Raw genomic sequence first — 17,876 nt, forward strand, 5'->3', positions numbered from 1 at the left:
ATGACCCGTCGATATGGAGTGACCAAGGCTGTGCGCCAGAGTCTGCTGGCCACGCTCTTGCTGCCAGGGCTGGCGCTGGCTGAGCCGGTGCTGGATCTGCAATACAGCACCTTCTACAGCCAGATGAAGACCTTTGCCAAAGGGGAGTTTGGTCACGCCAGACTGGGGTTTTATCTGACCGATCCGCAAAATGGTCAGCGCTGCGGCCTCACCTTTGCCCGGGTTGCAACCGACAGCAAGGAGGTCGCGGGCGAGGTAACGGTCGATAGCGAACTGCGCCTGCCTTTTGATGAGGATCTCAACCTCGACAAGGGGATCGTGACCGTCGGCCTGAAAGAAGAGCACGCCACTTGCGATATGACGGTACAGGTGATGGCCGACGCACCGAATGGCCCCGAACTGCCGCTGGCGGAGCTGGCGGCCCGTCAGCAGCAGATGCAGTTGCTGCTCGACAAGATGGCGGGCATGGTCGGCAAGCACTTCCTGCCGAAGATGGAAGGGGTACGCATTACCCTGGTGCAGCAGAGCGGAACAGCTTATCTGATTGATGGCGCCCGTCAGGAGGCGCTGCCCTGGCAGGAAGGCCATCTGCTGCTGAGCAATGAGCAACTGGCCGCGTTCGCCACCGGGCAACTGCGCCTGCAGGGTGAGGTGCTGCGACTGACCCCCTGGTTGCATAAAGGGTGAGATCGGTCGCGCTGTCACCGCAGTGACAGGCCAATCCAGAAAGCAAAAAGGAGCGATGATCGCTCCTTTTTTTATTGCGTGGCGTTTGCCCTGTGAGCGCGGCTTAGCGCACTTCAATCACATCCAGCATGTCCATCTCGTCGATATCCAGCAGCGGCGCCTTTGGCATCTCGGGCGGATCAAACGCCTTGTCGCCGCCATCAATGATGCCGGAGTCGCGGTTGATGCTCTTGAAGTCAAACAGCTTGTGGTCGAGCAGGTGGCTCGGGATCACGTCCTGAATGGCGGTGAACATGGTCTCGATACGACCGGGGAAGCGGCGATCCCAATCCTGCATCATCTGCTTGATGGCCTGACGCTGCAGGTTCTCTTGCGAGCCGCACAGGTTGCACGGAATGATGGGGAAGGCTTTGACGTCGGCGTAGCGGATCAGATCCTTCTCTTTGCAGTAGGCCAGCGGGCGGATCACCACGTTCTTGCCATCATCGCTCACCAGCTTGGGCGGCATGGACTTGAGCTTGCCACCGTAGAACATGTTGAGGAACAGGGTCTCGAGGATGTCGTCGCGGTGGTGGCCAAGGGCAATCTTGGTGCAACCCAGCTCCTGGGCGGTGCGGTAGAGAATACCGCGGCGTAGCCGTGAGCAGAGGGAGCAGGTAGTTTTGCCTTCCGGTACCTTCTCCTTGACGATGGAGTAGGTATCCTCTTCGACAATCTTGTACTCGATGCCGAGGGAGTCCAGGTACTTGGGCAGCACATGCTCGGGGAAACCGGGCTGCTTCTGATCCAGGTTGACGGCAACCAGATCGAAATGGATGGGGGCACTGGCTTTGAGGCTCATCAGTATGTCGAGCATACCGAAGCTGTCCTTGCCGCCGGAGAGGCAGACCATGACCTTGTCGCCCTCTTCAATCATGTTGAAGTCGGCAATGGCCTGACCCACGTTGCGCCGCAGGCGCTTCTGCAGTTTGTTAAAACTGTATTTTTCTTTGGCGTTCAGCTCTTCTAGCATGCTCGTAAAACCCGGGACACAAATAAGCGCGTTATTATAGCCATGTCCCGGGGGAGGGCAAGGTGCCAGGCACCTTATGATTGATTGCGACGACTGTCGACCGGGCAGCTGTAGTCGGCCGGTTTGAGGATCAGGATGTCGCAGGAGAGGCGGTCAATCACATGTTCGGCAGTATTGCCGAGCAGAGCAGCAGAAAGCCCGGTACGGCCGACGCAGCCCATGATCATCAGGGTCGCCTTGAGCTCTTCGGCCATATCCGGCAACACCTCTTCCGGTAGCCCCTCTGCTACCCGGGTCCAGAGATGACCGATCCCGAACTTGTCGGCATGGCTTAGCAGCAGGCTTTCGTGGTGTTTGCGGATCGCCTCGTTGTAGGCGTTGGGGTCAAACTCCGGCAGCTCGATGGCCACGTTGACCGGAGTGCCCGGGTAGGTGTTGACCAGATAGAGGTTGGAGCCCAGCAGCTCGGCGATGTCGCTCCCCTCCTGGGTGATCCGTTCGTTGAGCAGTTTCTGATCCGGATCGTCACTTGAGCAGTTGATGGCGGCGATGATGTTGCCGCCCCGTTGCCAGTGCCCCTCCTTGACCAGCAGCACCGGACAGGGGCATTTGCGCAGCAGATGCCAGTCGGTGGGGGTAAAGATGAAGGTTTGCAGGAAGCTGTGATGGTGTGTGGCTTTGACCACCAGATCGTGACGCTGCTCCAGCACTTCCTGAATGACGCATTCGAAGGGACGATTGTGCCAGACTACTTTCACTTCGCACTCGATCCCCTGTGCCCGATAGGGGGTCAGGATCTCGTCCAGCCACTCACGTCGCTGTGAAATGACGCCGTCGCGCATCTCTTGCCGCTCGTCCACCGAGAGCATGGCAGTCATTTCATACGAGAAGTCATAGATGGTGAGCAGCAGGGTCAGATGGGCGTTTTCGTCCAGCTCGGCGACTTTGACTGCCCGTTCGAGGGCGATTTGACGCTCCTCTTCTGGATTGATAACCACCAGAATATTCTGATATTTGACCATCTTCTCCTCCTTGGAAAAGTCCAATGACAGCAGAATCTTAGCCATTACAGCTTAGCGCAGGAGGAGGGTATGGGGAACGTACCGGATCACATTCCAGAGGAAAGGATCCGGCAGGGAAAGCAGGAAAATAGCGGGAGGGTAAGCGGAAAAATCAGCTGCAGGGCGGGCGAGTAGCTCCGGCCATCATGCCCAGCGCGACCTGATCCAGCACGGTAATGTATTTGCCTTTGACGCTGATGAGACCGGACTTCTGGAAGCGGCCGAGCAGACGACTGATGGTCTCGACGGTCAGCCCCAGATAGTTGCCAATGTCACCACGGGTCATGGAGAGACGGAACTCCTTGGCGGAGAAACCGCGCTCGGAGAAGCGTACCGACAGATTGTGCAGGAAGGCGGCGAGGCGCTCTTCGGCATTCTTCTTGGAGAGCAGCAGGATCATCTCCTGATCGCCCATGATTTCGTTGCTCATCAGACGCATGATCTGCTGGCGCAGCTTGGGCATCTTGCCGGAGAGATCATCCAGCACTTCAAAGGGGATCTCGCACACCATGGCGGTTTCCAGCGCCTGGGCGAAGGAGGGGTGTGCTTGTTTGTGGATGGCATCAAAACCGACCAGATCGCCAGCGAGGTGGAACGCGGTGATCTGCTCATCCCCTTGCTCGGTGATGGTGTAAGACTTGATGGTCCCGGAACGGATGGCATAGAGCGATTTGAACTCATCGCCAGCCTTGAACAGCTCTTCACCCTTCTGGATCGGCTTCTTGCGCTCGATGATGCTGTCCAGCTGATCAAGCTCGTTGTCGTTCAGAGTGAAGGGAATACAGAGCTGACTGATGCTGCAATCCTGGCAATGAATTGCACAGCCACCGCTCTGGATACGTCTGCCAGGTTTCTTTTCCGGGATCATAGGCTCATACGAATAATTGATTTATATCAAACAAGTTTACCATCAACTCATCCGTTTTGGATAGGGTTTCAAAAGGAAGCAATGCCAATCCAGAAGGTATGTACCCCGAACAAAATGAGCAGCAGGGCACCGCCAAGGCGCAAACTGCGCAGGGTGAGCCAGTATCTCAGGCGATCGGCGAGCCCGCCCAACGCGAACAGGGTGGGCAGGGTGCCGAGACCAAAAAAGAGCATGATGAGCGCCCCACCGCTGGCCGAACCGGCCGCTGCGCTCCAGGTCAGCATGGAGTAGACCAGCCCGCAGGGGAGCCAACCCCACACCATGCCAAAGGGCAGTGCCTGCACAGGCGAGGTGAAGGGGAGAAATTTGCCCGCCAGCGGTTTGATACGGGGCCAAAGTCTGGCGCCGAGCCGCTCCAGCAGCAAGATCCCTTGCCACCAGCCCGCCAGATAAAGACCAAGCGCAATCATCAATAACGCTGCCACGAGACGCAATCCGGCGATGGCGTGTTTGCCAGCGCCCAGCTCGCTGGTGGTGGCGAGCAGGCCGCCCACCAGTGCACCTGCAATGACATAGCTCAGGATCCGGCCGAGGTTGTAGTTGAGCAGATAGGCGAGTCGCCCCCAAAAATGCTGCTTGTTGGCGGGGATCGCCATGGAGAGCGCGGCGGAGACACCCCCGCACATGCCGATACAGTGAGCAGAGCCTGCCAGTCCGACCAGCAGGGCGCCGGCCAGATCAAGGTTGTGGGTCATGGTCAGCAGGCTTTACGGGTTTGTGGGCAGGTTGCTCTTCGTCAAACAGGATGTTGGAACCCTGGCGGTCGAGATCTTCAAACTGCTCGGAGCGAATGGCCCAGAAGAAGACGACCCCGGCGATGATCACAAACAGGATGGCGATGGGGATCAGGACAAAAATTATATTCATGAGAGGTACCTTGGCGTTCATCCTTGGCAAGCGTCCCCTATGGTAACCCTGTTCGGGCAGGGGGCCAGCCGCTATCAATTAGAAATGTGGCCTGCATCGGAGGTAGGCCACATTTTCAGCTATTTTCCGCCACCGGTCTCATCGGTTGAGGCGCATGGAGTTGGTTACCACGATGAGTGAACTGAGCGACATGCCCGCCGCCGCCAGATAGGGGGGCAGCCAGCCGCAGGCTGCCAGCGGCAGCACCAGCAGGTTGTAACCGATGGACCAGGCGAAGTTCTCGATGATGATCTTGCGGGTACGCATTGCCAGCACTCTGGCCTCGAGCAGTCGACTCAGGTCATCAGCCAGCAGGATGGCATCGGCGCTGTTTTTCGCCAGATCGGTGCCACCAGCCATGGCAAACGAGGCGTGAGCTCCGGCTAGTACCGGGGCGTCGTTGATGCCATCGCCCACCATGATGCTGATATCCCCTTGGGCTTCCCGGGCCTTGAGGTAGGCCAGCTTGCCATCGGGTGAGACCCCCTTGACCAGCTCATCAACGCCCAGCTCGCGGGCAATCTCGTCTGCCTGCAAAGAGCTGTCGCCAGTCAGCACGGTAGTTTGCAGACCAGCTGCCTTGAATGCCGCGATCAGCGCCCTGGCATCGGGGCGCAGGGTATCTTCCAGATTGAAGCGGGCCAAGACCTGCTGCTCGTCGGCCAGATAGATAGCCAGACCGCGGTCGCGCTCTTGCGCCGGATCCAGCCCAAGCCAGCGGGCACTGCCGATGCGGTAGCGTACGCCATTCACCAGAGCTGTGATGCCGTGACCGATGACCGGGGTGATCTCGCGGGCGGATGGCAGTACGGCGATGCTGCCGGCGGGCAGCCGGAAGGCGCGAGCTATGGGGTGCTCGGATTGCGCCTCCATGGCCCGGGCGATGGCGAGGCAGTGAGCCTCGTCCACCTCTGCCAAGGTAGTTATGCCGGTCAGGCTGATCTCACCTGTGGTCAGGGTACCGGTCTTGTCCATCACGATCCGGTTGGCCTTGGTCAGCACGTCCAGCACATGACCACGGCGCAGCAGAATGCCGTTGCGGGTCAGATTGGCGGTGGCTGAGGTCAGGGCCGTCGGGGTGGCCAGCGAAAGGGCACAGGGGCAAGTGGCAACCAGCACGGCGAGGGTGACCCAGAACGCCTGATCCGGTTGATGGAAGTGCCAGAAGGTCCAGACCGCAGCGGCCATGATCAGCAGCACCAGAATAAAGTGGCGCGACAGCTGATCCGCCATCTGGGCGATGGCCGGTTTATCATCGAGGGCGTGATCCTGAAGCCGCATGATCTGGGCGATCCGCGACTCTTCAATACGGTGGCTGACCCGGATCTGCAGCGGCGCATCCGTGTTGATGGTGCCGGCATAGACCTGGTCACCGCGCTGTTTAAGCAGGGGCAGCTGTTCACCGGTCAGCATGGATTCGTTGAGGCTGGCTTGCCCTTCGACAATGATGCCATCCGCCGGCAAGGTGGCGCCAGCCAGCACCCGTACCCGATCGCCGACCTGCAAGGTCTTGGCCGCTACCTCATGTTCCCCTTCATCATCGAGGCGGGTCGCCATGATGGGCACCAGTCTGGCCAGGTTGGAACTCGACTCCGACGCCTTGCGCCGGGCCCGCAACTCGAGAAAGCGCCCCAGCAGCAGGAAGAAGACGAACATGGTGATGGAGTCGTAATAGACCTCACCGGTATTGAACACAGTGGCCCACATGGAGGCAACAAAGGCACCAATCAGCGCCAGCGACACCGACACATCCATCGACAAGTGACCCTGTTTCAGGCTGCGCCAGGCACCCACGTAAAAGGGTTGGGCTGAATAGATCATGATGGGGGTGGAGAGCAACAGGCTTATCCACTTGAAGTAGACCATGAACTCATCTTCAACACTGATGAAGAGGTCCATATAGAGGGCCACAGCGCACATCATCACCTGCATGGAGCCCAGCCCCGCCAGTGCCAGCCGGAACATATAGCTGCGCACCTCTTTGGCGTAGAGCGCCTCCTGTTGATGGGTCTGGAACGGGTAGGCACGATAACCGATCTGGGCGAACCCCTTGAGGATGTCACTCAGGGAGAGCTGGTCCGGATCCCACTTGATACGGGCCCGGTGGGTGGTGGTGTTGACGTTGATGTAGCGCAGGCCGCCAAGGGTCATCAGGTGGCGTTCGATCAGCCAGGCACAGGCGGCGCAGGTGAGCCCTTCTACTGTCAGCTGGATTTCGCGAAGGGTACCGTTGTCGGTGACAAACTCCTGTTGTACTTCTGCCAGATCGTAGTGGGTGAGGGCGGCCAGCTCCTCGGGTACCAGATCCCCCTTGGTACCGGGGGCGGTACGGTGATCGTAGTAACTGGCGAGGCCGCACTCCATGATGGTCTCTGCCACCGCCTGACAACCGGGGCAACACATGGGGCGAACAATCCCCTTTATCTCGAGGGAATAGCCACTATTGGCGGGTACCGGCTCGCCACAGTGAAAACAGGGAGTCATGCGTTATGCCCCCCTGAATGCAGAATGCAAGCAGCAGGGGCGGTGGCGATAACCGGCTCGCCACAGTGAGAACAGCCGGTCATGGCTTAGCGTCCTTTCGGGTCGAGTTCGACAGGGGCCAGGGTGGGCAGCTGGACGGTCTCTTGCAATCGCCACTGGTGATCGAAGGCATCGACCCGAATGTGCCACTTGCCGACCAGCGGCTTGTCGAAATGGAGGCGATAGGTGCCGCTCGCATCGGCGGTGATCATGTGTTCGCTGTCCTGACCGGCCAAGGTCGGGTGGAACAATGAGAGATAGAGAGCTTGCCCGGCAGGAATATCGCCGCTGATGGGTTTGAGGGTCAGCTCGTTGCCGTCAACTTCCAGCCCAAAGCGGATATTGAGGGCTTCGGAGCGGTCAAACTTGCTCAAGTCCTGATTGATCTCTTTCCCTTGTTTGTAATAGTCCTCGGCCACCAGATTGACCCCATCCTTGCTGGCGATGATGGCGGTGGCGATACTGCCGACCACGGCGGCAGTGGGGAGGGCGATGATAAACCAGGGCCAGAATTGGCGATACCACGGTTTGGATAGAGGTTGGGTCATGATTGCTACTGCCATGAAACGAATGATTAACGTGGAAGATGGTTTTTACGCAACACAAGATAACAAAAAGCCTCGAGGAGTCGAGGCTTTTTGCTGTGTAATCACGTGTTTATCACATGTTACAACGTTACGGGCGAACCTTATTTGGCAGACTGTTGATGAGACAGGCTGTAAACGTAGGAGGCCAGCAGGTGAACCTTGTCCTCACCCAGAATATCTTTCCAGGCTGGCATCACGCCGTGACGACCGTGGGTGATGGTTTGCACCACCACTTCGCGGGAGCCACCGTAGAGCCAGGTGTTGTTGGTCAGATCTGGCGCACCGACGGCAACACCGCCCTTGGCATCGGCCCCGTGGCAGGCAGCGCAGATGGCAAAGCGTGCTTCACCTTTCTTCGCTTCCACCAGGTCGACCTTGCGACCGGAGAGGCTAAGCACATAGGAGGCCACTTCCTGAACGCCATCTTTGCCGAGGATTTCACCCCAGGCAGCCATGATCCCCTGGCGACCGCCCATGATGGTGGTCTTGATTTGATCAGGCTGGCCGCCCCATTGCCATTCGCTGTCGGTCAGGTTCGGGAAGCCGCGGCCACCACGGGCATCGGAGCCGTGGCACTGGGAGCAGTTCTGCAGGAACAGACGCTGACCCACTTTCAGGGCTTCCGGATCCTTGGCGATCTCGGTGATGGCACGATAGGTTTTGCCATCCGCTTCGTAGGTGAGTTCACGGAACTTGGCGCCGTAGATCTCGTCAGCCTTGGCGACCTCGCGGTCATACTCCACCGCGCGACCTTCAGCCTTTGCCGATGCGGTTGCAGCCTTGGACTCGGCCAGCGAGCGCACGTCCTGGTTGGAACTTTGCCAGCCCAGCAGGCCTTTGAAGTTGCCAAGCCCCGGGAAGGCGACCAGATAGACCAGACCGGTGACGATGAAGAAGAGGAACATATAAGTCCACCACTTCGGCAGCGGGTTGTTGATCTCCTCGATGCCATCGAAGGAGTGACCCATCGATTTGCCTTCTTCAACACCCATCTTGTCCTTGCGGCACCACATCAGTAGCAAGAAGCAGCCGAGGATGGTTCCCAGACTGATGACAGTCACAAAAATGCTAAACAGAGTGCTCATTATTGTTTCGCTCCTGCGTTCTTTTTATCAGCACCGGGTTGCTCATCATCGGCAAAAACCAGATTGGCAGCCTCGTCGAAAGAGGTCTTGCGGCGTTTGCTGTAGGCCCAGACGATGATGCCAATCATGATGGCCATCAACAGCAGGGTATACAGACCGCGAAATGTGCCGTAGTCCATTTTCGCCTCCTTATTTCAGGGCATGACCCAGTGATTGCAGATAGGCCACCAGCGCATCCAGCTCGGTTTTGCCCTTGACGGCTTCGCCAGCACCCTGAATATCGGCGTCGGTATAGGGCACACCGAAGTGATCGCGGAATAGCGCCAGTTTTTTGCCGGTCATCTCACCGGTCAGCACATTGGTATCAAGCCAGGGGTAGGCGGGCATGTTGGATTCCGGTACCACATCGCGCGGGTTGATCAGGTGAACCTTGTGCCACTCGTCGGAGTAGCGGCCACCAACACGGGCCAGATCCGGACCAGTACGCTTGGAGCCCCACAGGAAGGGGTGCTCCCAGACGCTCTCGCCAGCGACCGAGTAGTGACCGTAACGCTCGGTTTCGGCACGGAACGGACGGATCATCTGGCTGTGGCAGTTGGTGCAGCCTTCGCGAATGAAGATGTCGCGTCCTTCCATCTGCAGAGCGGTGTAGGGCTTGAGGCCCTCCACCGGCTCGGTGGTTTGCTTTTGGAAGAACAGCGGAGTGATTTCAACCAGGCCCCCCAGACTGATGGCGAAGATGATGCCGACCACCAGCATGGGAACGCTTTTTTCAAATATTTCGTGACGGTTATTGTTGCTCATGGGTTGACCTCTTCAATCATGCTGGCTGGGCGACAGGTTCCAGAGAACCTTTGGGCGCAGTGATGGTGCGATAGGCGTTGTAAGCCATCAGCAACATGCCGGTGACGAAGAAGCAGCCACCCAGGAAGCGCACGAAATAGAAGGGATAGGATGCCTGCAGCGCTTCAACGAAGCTGTAGGTTAGGGTGCCGTCTTCGTTGACTGCACGCCACATCAGGCCCTGCATCACGCCGGAAATCCACATGGCAACGATGTAGAGCACGGTGCCCACGGTCGCCAGCCAGAAGTGAACGTTGATCAGCTTGACGCTGTACATCCGGCCCTGGCCGAACAAGTTCGGGATCAGGTGATAGACCGCACCGATGGAGACCATGGCAACCCAGCCCAGCGCACCGGAGTGAACGTGACCAACGGTCCAGTCGGTGTAGTGGGAGAGGGCGTTGACGGTTTTGATCGCCATCATCGGGCCTTCGAAGGTCGACATGCCGTAGAAAGAGAGGGAGACGATCAGGAAGCGCAGGATGGGGTCATAACGCAGTTTGTGCCAGGCACCGGAGAGGGTCATGATGCCGTTGATCATGCCGCCCCAGGAGGGGACGAACAGGATCAGGGACATTACCATCCCGAGGGACTGAGCCCAGTCAGGCAGTGCGGTGTAGTGCAGGTGGTGCGGACCGGCCCAGATATAGAGGGAGATCAGCGCCCAGAAGTGCACGATGGAGAGGCGATAGGAGTAAACCGGACGACCGGCCTGCTTGGGCACGAAGTAGTACATCATCCCCAGGAAGCCGGCGGTCAGCAGGAAGCCTACCGCGTTGTGGCCATACCACCACTGCACCATGGCGTCCATGGCGCCGGAGTACATGGAGTAGGACTTCATGCCGGAGAGCGGCACTTCCATGTTGTTGACAATGTGCAGCACCGCAACGGTGATGATGAAGGCGCCGAAGAACCAGTTCGCCACATAGATGTGGGAGGTGGTGCGCTTCATCAGGGTGCCGAAGAAGACGATGGCATAGGCGACCCATACCACAGTGATGGCGATATCAATCGGCCACTCCAGCTCGGCATACTCTTTGGCGGAGGTGTAACCCAGCGGCAGAGAGATGGCGGCAGAGAGGATGATTGCTTGCCAGCCCCAGAAGACGAAGGTTGCCAGCGGGCCACCAAACAGTCTGGTTTGGCAGGTGCGCTGCACCACGTAAAACGAGGTGGCCATCAGTGCACTGACGCCGAAGGCGAAGATCACTGCGTTGGTATGGAGGGGCCGCAGACGACTGTAAGTCAGCCACGGGGTCTCGAAGTTGAGGGCAGGCCAGATCAACTGGGCTGCGATCAGTACGCCAACCGACATGCCGACAATTCCCCAGACAATCGTCATGACGGTAAACTGGCGAACAACGGTGTAGTTGTACTCAGGATGGTTAGTTGTATGGCTCATCGTTATATTCCGCTTCCGATGCTGCTGTTGTTTGGTTTTGTATCCGGAGGACCGGACTGGCTTCATCAGCCACCGCCGACCAGTTGTTAACGTCTGTTAACGAAAGGAAAAGCAAAAGATGGCTAAATGAAAACTGCATGGGAATGATACTGAAGTGACAGGTAAAATAACAGTATAAACAGTGATATATTTGGCTCCGTCCGGTCTCGATATAGCAGTTTTTTACCTTGTTCGAGATCACAAAAAACTATTTTAATTGCATCTTAATCGGGCTGTTTTTGATGAAAGAGAGACTTACCGCACGTAAAGTTTTGCACCTCGTACTGGTATTGGCGCTGTTATTGGCGCTGATGGCCTATCGCACCTGGTTTTCGGCCGATCAAAGCGTCTCTGCTGACCAGAAAAAAGATCAGATTTGTGATCTTTCCCACACCCCTTGCAGCGCGCTGATTGGTGACAAGCCGCTGACGGTCGCCATCAAGGAATTACCGCTGCGCGCTGAACATGACTTTGCCATCGCTATTACCGGCGGCGATCCGGCCATCAAACCGGTGAAAGCGACACTCGAAGGCAAAGATATGTTTATGGGCACCATTCCGGTGAGCTTTGAAGAAATAGACGGACAGTGGCAGGGGGTGACCCAGGTGGGGAGTTGTACATCACCCGTCATGATCTGGTTGTTAAATATCGAGTGGAGTAATGGTCAACGCCAGCAATTGGCGCTTTCCGTTGCCCGGGAATAACCGCGCAAGGGGCGGGGAGTGGAAAAAATATTTGAAATTTCCCGGCCAGGCGTTACCTTCCCCAAACCATCAGGGAGTGAAGTTCATTTAATCATGATTGAAAAACAACCGTTTTATCGCACCCTCAACCAGCAGGCCAAGGCGCTGCTGGAGGGGGAAACCGATCTTATTGCCAATCTGGCCAACCTCTCCGCGCTGCTGAATCAGGAGCTGGCGGAGATCAATTGGGTCGGTTTTTATCTGTTGCAGGGCGAGACCCTGGTATTGGGGCCATTTCAGGGCAAACCGGCTTGCGTACGGATCCCGGTCGGCCGCGGGGTGTGTGGTACGGCAGTGGCAGAGGGGAGAACCCAGCTCATTGACGATGTCCACCAGTTCGACGGTCACATCGCTTGCGATGGCGCGAGCAACTCGGAAATCGTGATCCCGGTGCGCCGTGGTGGCGAGATCATCGGGGTGCTCGATATCGACAGTCCGATTTTTAACCGTTTCGACCAGCAAGACCGGATTGGCCTCGAAGAAACGGTGCAAATTTTGGAAAGCATGCTCTAAGTCATTGCTAGATGGTTCGCAAAAGGCCCCAAGCTCTCTATAATGGGGCCTTTGTTGTGCTCGGGACGTGCCCGTGCGTTTATATGAAAGCCAAGGTTATACATGGAAAACACTGAGAAGCTGAAGAACAGTAAAGAGATCGTTGCCTACCTGGTCGAGAAATTCCCGGCCTGCTTCGTTGCTGAAGGAGAGGCCAAGCCGCTCAAGATTGGCATCTTCCAGGATTTGGCCGAGCGTCTTGCTGACGATGCCAGAGTCTCCAAGACCATGCTGCGTTCCGCACTGCGTCAATACACCTCCAGCTGGCGCTACCTGCACGGTCTCAAAGCTGGCCAGGCTCGCGTTGATCTGGATGGCAACCCGGGCGAGCTGCTGACCGAAGAGCACATCGAGCACGCCAAGCAAGCTCTGAAAGAGAGCAAAGAGCGCGTATTCGCCAGCCGTCGTACCAATACCAAAGAGAAGGATGAGAAGGCCAAGAAGCCCCGTCGTCCTGCTGTGCGCAAAACCGAGAAAGCTGATGTAGCTGCCAAGCCGAAAGCTGCCGCCAAGGCACCGGTCGCTGACGCTCCGCTGGTTAAAGTGGATGCCGCTACGCTGAAAGTGGGCCAGGATGTGCGCGTCGTTATGGGTAAATTCCCGGTTCCGGCAACCATCAAGGAAGTAACCAAGGACGATGTACAGGTCCAACTGCAGACCGGCATGATGGTGCGGGTCAAATCAGAGCACTTGGTTCTCTAAGGAGACAAATGTTGAAGCATGGCGTAATTCGTTTTTCCCTCGTTGCCTGTAGCCTGGCGCTTGCCGGGCTTGCACAGGCCATCGAGCCGGTGCTCAAGGAGAGTGATTTGCCTGTGTTGGCTCAAGAGAGCCAACATGCTACGGCCAGCAAGCGAATTACCAATCTGTTTACCCGCTCGCATTACAAACAGTTCAAGCTGGACGATGCCTTTTCCTCCGTGATTTTCGATAAATATCTGGAGAATCTGGACTACAGCCGCAACCTGTTTTTGGCCTCTGATATCAGCCGTTTTGAAAAGTACCGTAACGGTTTTGACACCGACCTCGAAAGAGGCCGTCTGGCTCCCGCCTACGAGATGTTCAACCTGAGTCAGCAGCGGCGTTATGAGCGGTTCGAATACGCCCTCAAACTGCTTGATACTCCTTTCGATTTTACCCAGACCGACAACTATGTGTTTGATCGGGAAGGGGCGGCTTGGCCCAAAGATGAAGAAGAGCTCAACGAGCTGTGGCGTCAGCGGGTCAAGTTCGATGCCCTGAGCCTCAAGCTCAGTGGCAAGGAGTGGCCCGAGATCAAGGAGCTGCTTGGCAAGCGTTACAACAACGCCATCAAGCGGATGTCCCAGACCGAGAGCGAAGATGTCTTCCAGCTCTTCATGAACTCCTTCGCTCGCGCCATCGAACCGCACACCAGTTACCTCTCACCGCGCAGTGCCGATCGTTTCAACACCGAGATGAACCTCTCGCTGGAGGGGATTGGAGCCGTGTTGCAGGCGGAAGATGACTTTACCGTCATCCGTTCTCTGGTGCCTGGTGGCCCGGCAGCCAAATCCAACCACCTCAAACCCGATGACAAGATCACCGGGGTAGGGCAGGAAGATGGCAAGATTGTCGATGTGATCGGCTGGCGTCTTGATGACGTAGTCGAGCTCATCAAGGGGCCCAAGGGGAGCAAGGTCAAGCTGGAGATCCAGCGCGGCAAGGGTGCAACTGCCAAGACCGAGCAGATCGAGCTGACCCGCGACAAGGTGCGCCTTGAAGATCGGGCTGCCAAGTCCAAGGTGATTAACGCCGAAGGCAAGAAGATTGGCGTCATCGAGATCCCGAGTTTCTACGTCAATCTGCATGACGACGTGATCAAGGAGCTCTCCAGCCTCAACAAGAAGAAGATCGATGGTCTGATCATCGATCTGCGCGGTAACGGCGGCGGCGCCCTGACCGAAGCTTCCGCCCTGAGCGGTCTCTTCTTTGCCAGTGGTCCCGTGGTGCAAATTCGTGATCACATGGGCCGTATCACGGTCAATGGCGATGACGATGGTAACGTCTACTACGGCGGCCCGATGTCGGTGATGATCGACCGCTACAGTGCCTCGGCTTCCGAGATCTTCGCTGCCGCCATGCAGGATTATGGCCGCGCGTTGATTCTGGGTGAAAACTCGTTCGGCAAGGGGACGGTGCAGCAGCATCGCAGTCTCGCCAAGGTCTATGACTTCTACGAGCAGCCGCTCGGTCACGTGCAGTACACCATCGCCAAGTTCTACCGGATCGACGGTGGCAGCACCCAGAACAAGGGCGTTGCGCCGGATATCAGCTTCCCGACACCGGTTGCTCCGGAAGAGACGGGCGAAAGCCGTGAGTTCAATGCGTTGCCGTGGGACAAGATTGCCTCCGCCAACTACGAGAAACTCGGCAACTTCGCCAGCGTACTGCCCAAGTTGCAGGCGGCGCACGATGCCCGGATCGCCAAGGATCCCGAGTTTGCCTATGTGATGCAGGACATTGCCGACTACAAGGAGGAGAAAGACAAGAAGTCGGTCTCCCTCAACGAGGCGGAGCGTGTTGCAGAGCAGGCGAAACAGGATGAGAAAGCGCTCAAACGTACCAACGAGCGTCTGGCACGTCTTGGCAAGCCGGCGGTGAAGAGTCTGGATGAACTGCCCGCTGATTTTGAAGCGCCCGATGAGTATCTCATCGAAGCGGCCAATATCACGGCAGATCTGGCCAAGGTCAGCAAACGCAGCTGACAAGGCGACCTCCAATGCACAAGGGCGACTCGGTCGCCCTTTCTTTTTGTCTGGTGTATCTGACGTAATGCAAATTGTTTGACCCCGCCAGTTGGTTGTGACAGCCTCTTTCTCGCCTTTAACAAGCGTGGAAGCAGACAATAATGACCGATCACTCCCAGGCCATGACGGCCAAATATCGCCAGGATTATCAGGCGCCGCTCTACTGGATCGACACCATCGACCTCGATTTCCAACTGCAGGAGCCGCTGACCCAGGTCACCGCCATCACCCGCATTCGTCGCAACGGCGAGCACAATGCGCCGCTCGTCCTCGATGGTGAGCAGCTGACCCTCAAGAGCGTTGCCATCGATGGCATTCCCTGTGACCACTACGAGCAAGGCGAGAGCAGTCTGACCCTGTTCAACCTGCCTGTCGAATGTGTGCTGACCATCGTCACCCTGCTGGATCCGGCCGCCAACACCGCGCTGGAGGGGCTTTACAAGTCTGGCGATGCCTACTGCACCCAGTGTGAAGCGGAGGGCTTTCGTCGCATTACCTATTATCTGGACCGCCCCGACATTCTGGCGCGCTACAGCACCCGCATTACCGCCGACAAAGGCCAGTTCCCCTTCCTGCTCTCCAATGGCAACAAGGTCGATAGCGGTGATCTGGATGGCGGCCGTCACTTCGTGCAGTGGCAGGATCCTTTCCCCAAACCCAGCTACCTGTTTGCGCTGGTGGCCGGTGATTTCGATGTGGAGCGCAGCCACTACACCACCAAGAGCGGCCGCAAGGTGGCCCTCGAGATCTTCGTCGACAAGGGCAACCTCGATCGCGCCGGTTTTGCCATGGAGAGCCTCATCAACTCCATGCGTTGGGACGAGCAGCGTTTCGGCCTTGAGTATGATCTCGACATCTACATGATCGTCGCGGTGGACTTCTTCAACATGGGCGCCATGGAGAACAAGGGGCTTAACATCTTCAACTCCAAGTTCGTGCTGGCCAATCCGGCCACCGCTACCGATGGCGACTACCACGGTATCGAACGGGTGATCGGTCACGAATATTTCCACAACTGGACCGGCAACCGCGTCACCTGTCGTGACTGGTTCCAGCTCAGCCTGAAAGAGGGGCTGACAGTGTTCCGTGATCAGGAGTTCTCCTCCGATCTGGGCTCCCGTGGCGTCAATCGCATCAACAACGTGCGTACCGTCCGCGGCCCGCAGTTTGCGGAAGATGCCGGCCCCATGGCGCACCCGATCCGCCCGGATGTGGTGATCGAGATGAACAACTTCTACACCCTCACCGTCTATGAGAAGGGGTCGGAAGTGATCCGCATGATGCACACCCTGCTGGGGGAGGATGCCTTCCAGGCTGGTATGCGTCTCTACTTCGCGCGTCACGACGGCTCGGCCGCCACCTGCGATGATTTCGTGCAGGCGATGGAGGATGCGTCCGGTGTCGATCTCGGTCGTTTCCGCCGCTGGTACAGCCAGTCCGGCACCCCCGAGCTGACCGTGACCGACGAGTACGATGCCGCCAGCGGTATCTATCGCCTCCATGTGAGCCAGCACACCCCGCCGACTCAGGATCAACCGCAAAAGCTGCCGCTGCACATCCCCCTCGATATCGAGCTTTATGACGACCAGGGGGCCGTCATCCCGTTGCAGTATCAGGGCAAGGCCATCGGCAACGTGCTCGACGTGCTGGAAGCGGAGCAGACTTTCGAATTCGATCAAGTGCCGGTCAAGCCGGTTCCCTCCCTGCTGCGGGACTTCTCCGCGCCGGTCAAGCTGCACTATGACTACAGCGACGAAGCGCTCGCCTTCCTGATGCGCTTTGCCCGCAACGAGTTTGCCCGCTGGGATGCGGCCCAGATGCTGATCAACAAAGCGGTCATCGACGGGGTGGCGCGGGTCCAGCACGGGCAGGGGGTTGAGCTCTCCCAAACCCTGCAAGCCGCCTTCGTCGCCATTCTGGACGACAGCGATCTCGATTTGGCCCTCAAGGCGGAGATCCTGGCGCTGCCCGGTGAAGCGACCCTGGCCGAGCTGTTCGAGGTGGCCGATATCGATGCCATCCATCAGGTACGCGACGCGATCCACACCCGTCTTGCCGAGGCTTTCGGCACGCGGCTGGCGGCAACCTATCAGAGTCTGCGTCTGAATGGTTATCAGGTGATGCATGCCGACATGGCCAAACGGGCCCTCAAAGGAGTAGTGCTCGGCTATCTGGCGGTGCTGGATGCAGAGCATGCCGATGCGCTGGTGCGCGAGCAGTATGCAACTGCCGACAACATGACCGACACCCTGGCGGCGTTGCAGGTGGCCAACGGCTATCTGTTGCCATGTCGTGCCGCGCTGTTGGCCGATTTTGAAGGCAAGTGGGCCAAGGATGGACTGGTGCTGGACAACTGGCTGCGGCTGATTGGCAGCAAACCGGCTGCCGATGTGCTGAGTGAAGTGAAACAGGCGATGAATCACCCCACTTTCAGTATTCGCAATCCGAACCGGCTGCGGGCGCTGATCGGCAGCTTCGCCATGAGCAATCAGGTGCAGTTCCATGCGGTGGATGGCAGTGGTTACCGCTTCCTGACCGATCTGCTGATCGAGCTCAACGAGGTCAATCCACAGGTGGCCTCCCGCCTCATCACGCCGCTTATCCAGTTCAAGCGACTGGATGAGGCGCGCAAGGCCCTGATCCGCGCCGAGCTGACTCGTCTTGCCAACCTTGAGGGGCTGGCGCGGGATCTGTTCGAGAAGGTCAGCAAGGCGCTGCAGCAGTAACTGTCGACGGGGCA

17 protein-coding genes are annotated in these 17,876 nt (G+C 57.8%); 6 read left to right on the top strand and 11 right to left on the bottom strand.

Annotated elements, in window-relative coordinates:
- Positions 1-687 (top strand): DUF2987 domain-containing protein, encoded by a 687-nt coding sequence (locus tag ACTG19_RS01730; protein WP_429195337.1) that lies wholly within the window; start codon positions 1-3, stop codon positions 685-687.
- 103 nt (positions 688-790) lie between these two features.
- Here ACTG19_RS01730 and ttcA read toward each other — a convergent pair whose 3' ends face one another.
- The 11 genes from ttcA to ccoN all read right to left on the bottom strand — a co-directional run bounded on the left by ttcA (position 791) and on the right by ccoN (position 11,034).
- Entirely contained in the window at positions 791-1,699 is a 909-nt protein-coding gene (ttcA, locus tag ACTG19_RS01735) for a tRNA 2-thiocytidine(32) synthetase TtcA (protein ID WP_113739526.1), read from the bottom strand.
- Between the two features lie 74 nt (positions 1,700-1,773).
- Positions 1,774-2,721, bottom strand: coding sequence for a universal stress protein UspE (gene uspE, locus ACTG19_RS01740; RefSeq protein WP_005345417.1), 948 nt, complete (start codon positions 2,719-2,721; stop codon positions 1,774-1,776).
- 151 nt (positions 2,722-2,872) lie between these two features.
- Positions 2,873-3,628: an FNR family transcription factor gene (locus tag ACTG19_RS01745; protein ID WP_113739527.1), complete on the bottom strand. Its 756-nt coding sequence runs from the start codon at positions 3,626-3,628 to the stop codon at positions 2,873-2,875.
- A gap of 68 nt (positions 3,629-3,696) precedes the next feature.
- A complete protein-coding gene (locus tag ACTG19_RS01750) occupies positions 3,697-4,383 on the bottom strand; it encodes a sulfite exporter TauE/SafE family protein (RefSeq protein WP_019446375.1) in 687 nt (228 codons plus the stop codon).
- On the bottom strand, positions 4,367-4,555 hold the full coding sequence (gene ccoS, locus ACTG19_RS01755; protein ID WP_005336630.1) for a cbb3-type cytochrome oxidase assembly protein CcoS: 189 nt from the start codon (positions 4,553-4,555) through the stop codon (positions 4,367-4,369). Before ccoS ends, ACTG19_RS01750 begins: the two co-directional genes overlap by 17 nt.
- A 138-nt stretch (positions 4,556-4,693) precedes the next feature.
- On the bottom strand, positions 4,694-7,078 hold the full coding sequence (locus ACTG19_RS01760; RefSeq protein WP_439988644.1) for a heavy metal translocating P-type ATPase: 2,385 nt from the start codon (positions 7,076-7,078) through the stop codon (positions 4,694-4,696).
- Between the two features lie 86 nt (positions 7,079-7,164).
- The gene (locus tag ACTG19_RS01765; protein WP_005345427.1) at positions 7,165-7,665 is read right to left on the bottom strand and encodes a FixH family protein; all 501 of its coding nucleotides are present in this window, start codon (positions 7,663-7,665) and stop codon (positions 7,165-7,167) included.
- A 140-nt stretch (positions 7,666-7,805) separates the two neighbouring features.
- Complete coding sequence (ccoP, locus tag ACTG19_RS01770) at positions 7,806-8,789, bottom strand: cytochrome-c oxidase, cbb3-type subunit III (RefSeq protein ID WP_111901090.1); 984 nt, start codon at positions 8,787-8,789, stop codon at positions 7,806-7,808.
- On the bottom strand, positions 8,789-8,968 hold the full coding sequence (locus tag ACTG19_RS01775; RefSeq protein ID WP_005336620.1) for a CcoQ/FixQ family Cbb3-type cytochrome c oxidase assembly chaperone: 180 nt from the start codon (positions 8,966-8,968) through the stop codon (positions 8,789-8,791). The genes ccoP and ACTG19_RS01775 overlap by 1 nt, the downstream gene beginning before the upstream one ends.
- Before the next feature lie 10 nt (positions 8,969-8,978).
- On the bottom strand, positions 8,979-9,593 hold the full coding sequence (ccoO, locus tag ACTG19_RS01780; protein ID WP_021230095.1) for a cytochrome-c oxidase, cbb3-type subunit II: 615 nt from the start codon (positions 9,591-9,593) through the stop codon (positions 8,979-8,981).
- 16 nt (positions 9,594-9,609) lie between these two features.
- Positions 9,610-11,034, bottom strand: a complete 1,425-nt coding sequence (ccoN, locus tag ACTG19_RS01785; RefSeq protein WP_005336616.1) for a cytochrome-c oxidase, cbb3-type subunit I — start codon at positions 11,032-11,034, stop codon at positions 9,610-9,612.
- A gap of 281 nt (positions 11,035-11,315) precedes the next feature.
- Between ccoN and ACTG19_RS01790 the strand changes: the two genes are divergently transcribed.
- The 5 genes from ACTG19_RS01790 to pepN all read left to right on the top strand — a co-directional run bounded on the left by ACTG19_RS01790 (position 11,316) and on the right by pepN (position 17,862).
- Positions 11,316-11,777 carry a hypothetical protein gene (locus ACTG19_RS01790; RefSeq protein WP_076491766.1) on the top strand — a complete coding sequence of 154 codons (462 nt, stop codon included), beginning with the start codon at positions 11,316-11,318 and terminating at the stop codon, positions 11,775-11,777.
- Between the two features lie 93 nt (positions 11,778-11,870).
- On the top strand, positions 11,871-12,329 hold the full coding sequence (locus ACTG19_RS01795; RefSeq protein WP_005360536.1) for a GAF domain-containing protein: 459 nt from the start codon (positions 11,871-11,873) through the stop codon (positions 12,327-12,329).
- Between the two features lie 102 nt (positions 12,330-12,431).
- Positions 12,432-13,070: an RNA chaperone ProQ gene (gene proQ / locus ACTG19_RS01800; RefSeq protein WP_005351923.1), complete on the top strand. Its 639-nt coding sequence runs from the start codon at positions 12,432-12,434 to the stop codon at positions 13,068-13,070.
- Positions 13,071-13,078: 8 nt separating this feature from the next.
- Positions 13,079-15,094 carry a carboxy terminal-processing peptidase gene (gene prc, locus ACTG19_RS01805; protein WP_201989425.1) on the top strand — a complete coding sequence of 672 codons (2,016 nt, stop codon included), beginning with the start codon at positions 13,079-13,081 and terminating at the stop codon, positions 15,092-15,094.
- Positions 15,095-15,237: 143 nt separating this feature from the next.
- Positions 15,238-17,862 (top strand): aminopeptidase N, encoded by a 2,625-nt coding sequence (pepN, locus tag ACTG19_RS01810; RefSeq protein ID WP_439988645.1) that lies wholly within the window; start codon positions 15,238-15,240, stop codon positions 17,860-17,862.
- Positions 17,863-17,876 lie beyond the last annotated feature (14 nt).

Origin of the sequence: Aeromonas sp. 3P (genome assembly GCF_051919745.1) — a bacterium.
Taxonomy (GTDB): Bacteria; Pseudomonadota; Gammaproteobacteria; order Enterobacterales; family Aeromonadaceae; genus Aeromonas; species Aeromonas veronii.

Coding starts and splice junctions, on each gene's coding strand:
- ACTG19_RS01730 (WP_429195337.1), top strand. CDS start 1: ATGACCCGTCGATATGGAGTGACCAAGGCTGTGCGCCAGAGTCTGCTG.
- ttcA (WP_113739526.1), bottom strand. CDS start 1,699: ATGCTAGAAGAGCTGAACGCCAAAGAAAAATACAGTTTTAACAAACTG.
- uspE (WP_005345417.1), bottom strand. CDS start 2,721: ATGGTCAAATATCAGAATATTCTGGTGGTTATCAATCCAGAAGAGGAG.
- ACTG19_RS01745 (WP_113739527.1), bottom strand. CDS start 3,628: ATGATCCCGGAAAAGAAACCTGGCAGACGTATCCAGAGCGGTGGCTGT.
- ACTG19_RS01750 (WP_019446375.1), bottom strand. CDS start 4,383: ATGACCCACAACCTTGATCTGGCCGGCGCCCTGCTGGTCGGACTGGCA.
- ccoS (WP_005336630.1), bottom strand. CDS start 4,555: ATGAATATAATTTTTGTCCTGATCCCCATCGCCATCCTGTTTGTGATC.
- ACTG19_RS01760 (WP_439988644.1), bottom strand. CDS start 7,078: ATGACTCCCTGTTTTCACTGTGGCGAGCCGGTACCCGCCAATAGTGGC.
- ACTG19_RS01765 (WP_005345427.1), bottom strand. CDS start 7,665: ATGACCCAACCTCTATCCAAACCGTGGTATCGCCAATTCTGGCCCTGG.
- ccoP (WP_111901090.1), bottom strand. CDS start 8,789: ATGAGCACTCTGTTTAGCATTTTTGTGACTGTCATCAGTCTGGGAACC.
- ACTG19_RS01775 (WP_005336620.1), bottom strand. CDS start 8,968: ATGGACTACGGCACATTTCGCGGTCTGTATACCCTGCTGTTGATGGCC.
- ccoO (WP_021230095.1), bottom strand. CDS start 9,593: ATGAGCAACAATAACCGTCACGAAATATTTGAAAAAAGCGTTCCCATG.
- ccoN (WP_005336616.1), bottom strand. CDS start 11,034: ATGAGCCATACAACTAACCATCCTGAGTACAACTACACCGTTGTTCGC.
- ACTG19_RS01790 (WP_076491766.1), top strand. CDS start 11,316: ATGAAAGAGAGACTTACCGCACGTAAAGTTTTGCACCTCGTACTGGTA.
- ACTG19_RS01795 (WP_005360536.1), top strand. CDS start 11,871: ATGATTGAAAAACAACCGTTTTATCGCACCCTCAACCAGCAGGCCAAG.
- proQ (WP_005351923.1), top strand. CDS start 12,432: ATGGAAAACACTGAGAAGCTGAAGAACAGTAAAGAGATCGTTGCCTAC.
- prc (WP_201989425.1), top strand. CDS start 13,079: ATGTTGAAGCATGGCGTAATTCGTTTTTCCCTCGTTGCCTGTAGCCTG.
- pepN (WP_439988645.1), top strand. CDS start 15,238: ATGACCGATCACTCCCAGGCCATGACGGCCAAATATCGCCAGGATTAT.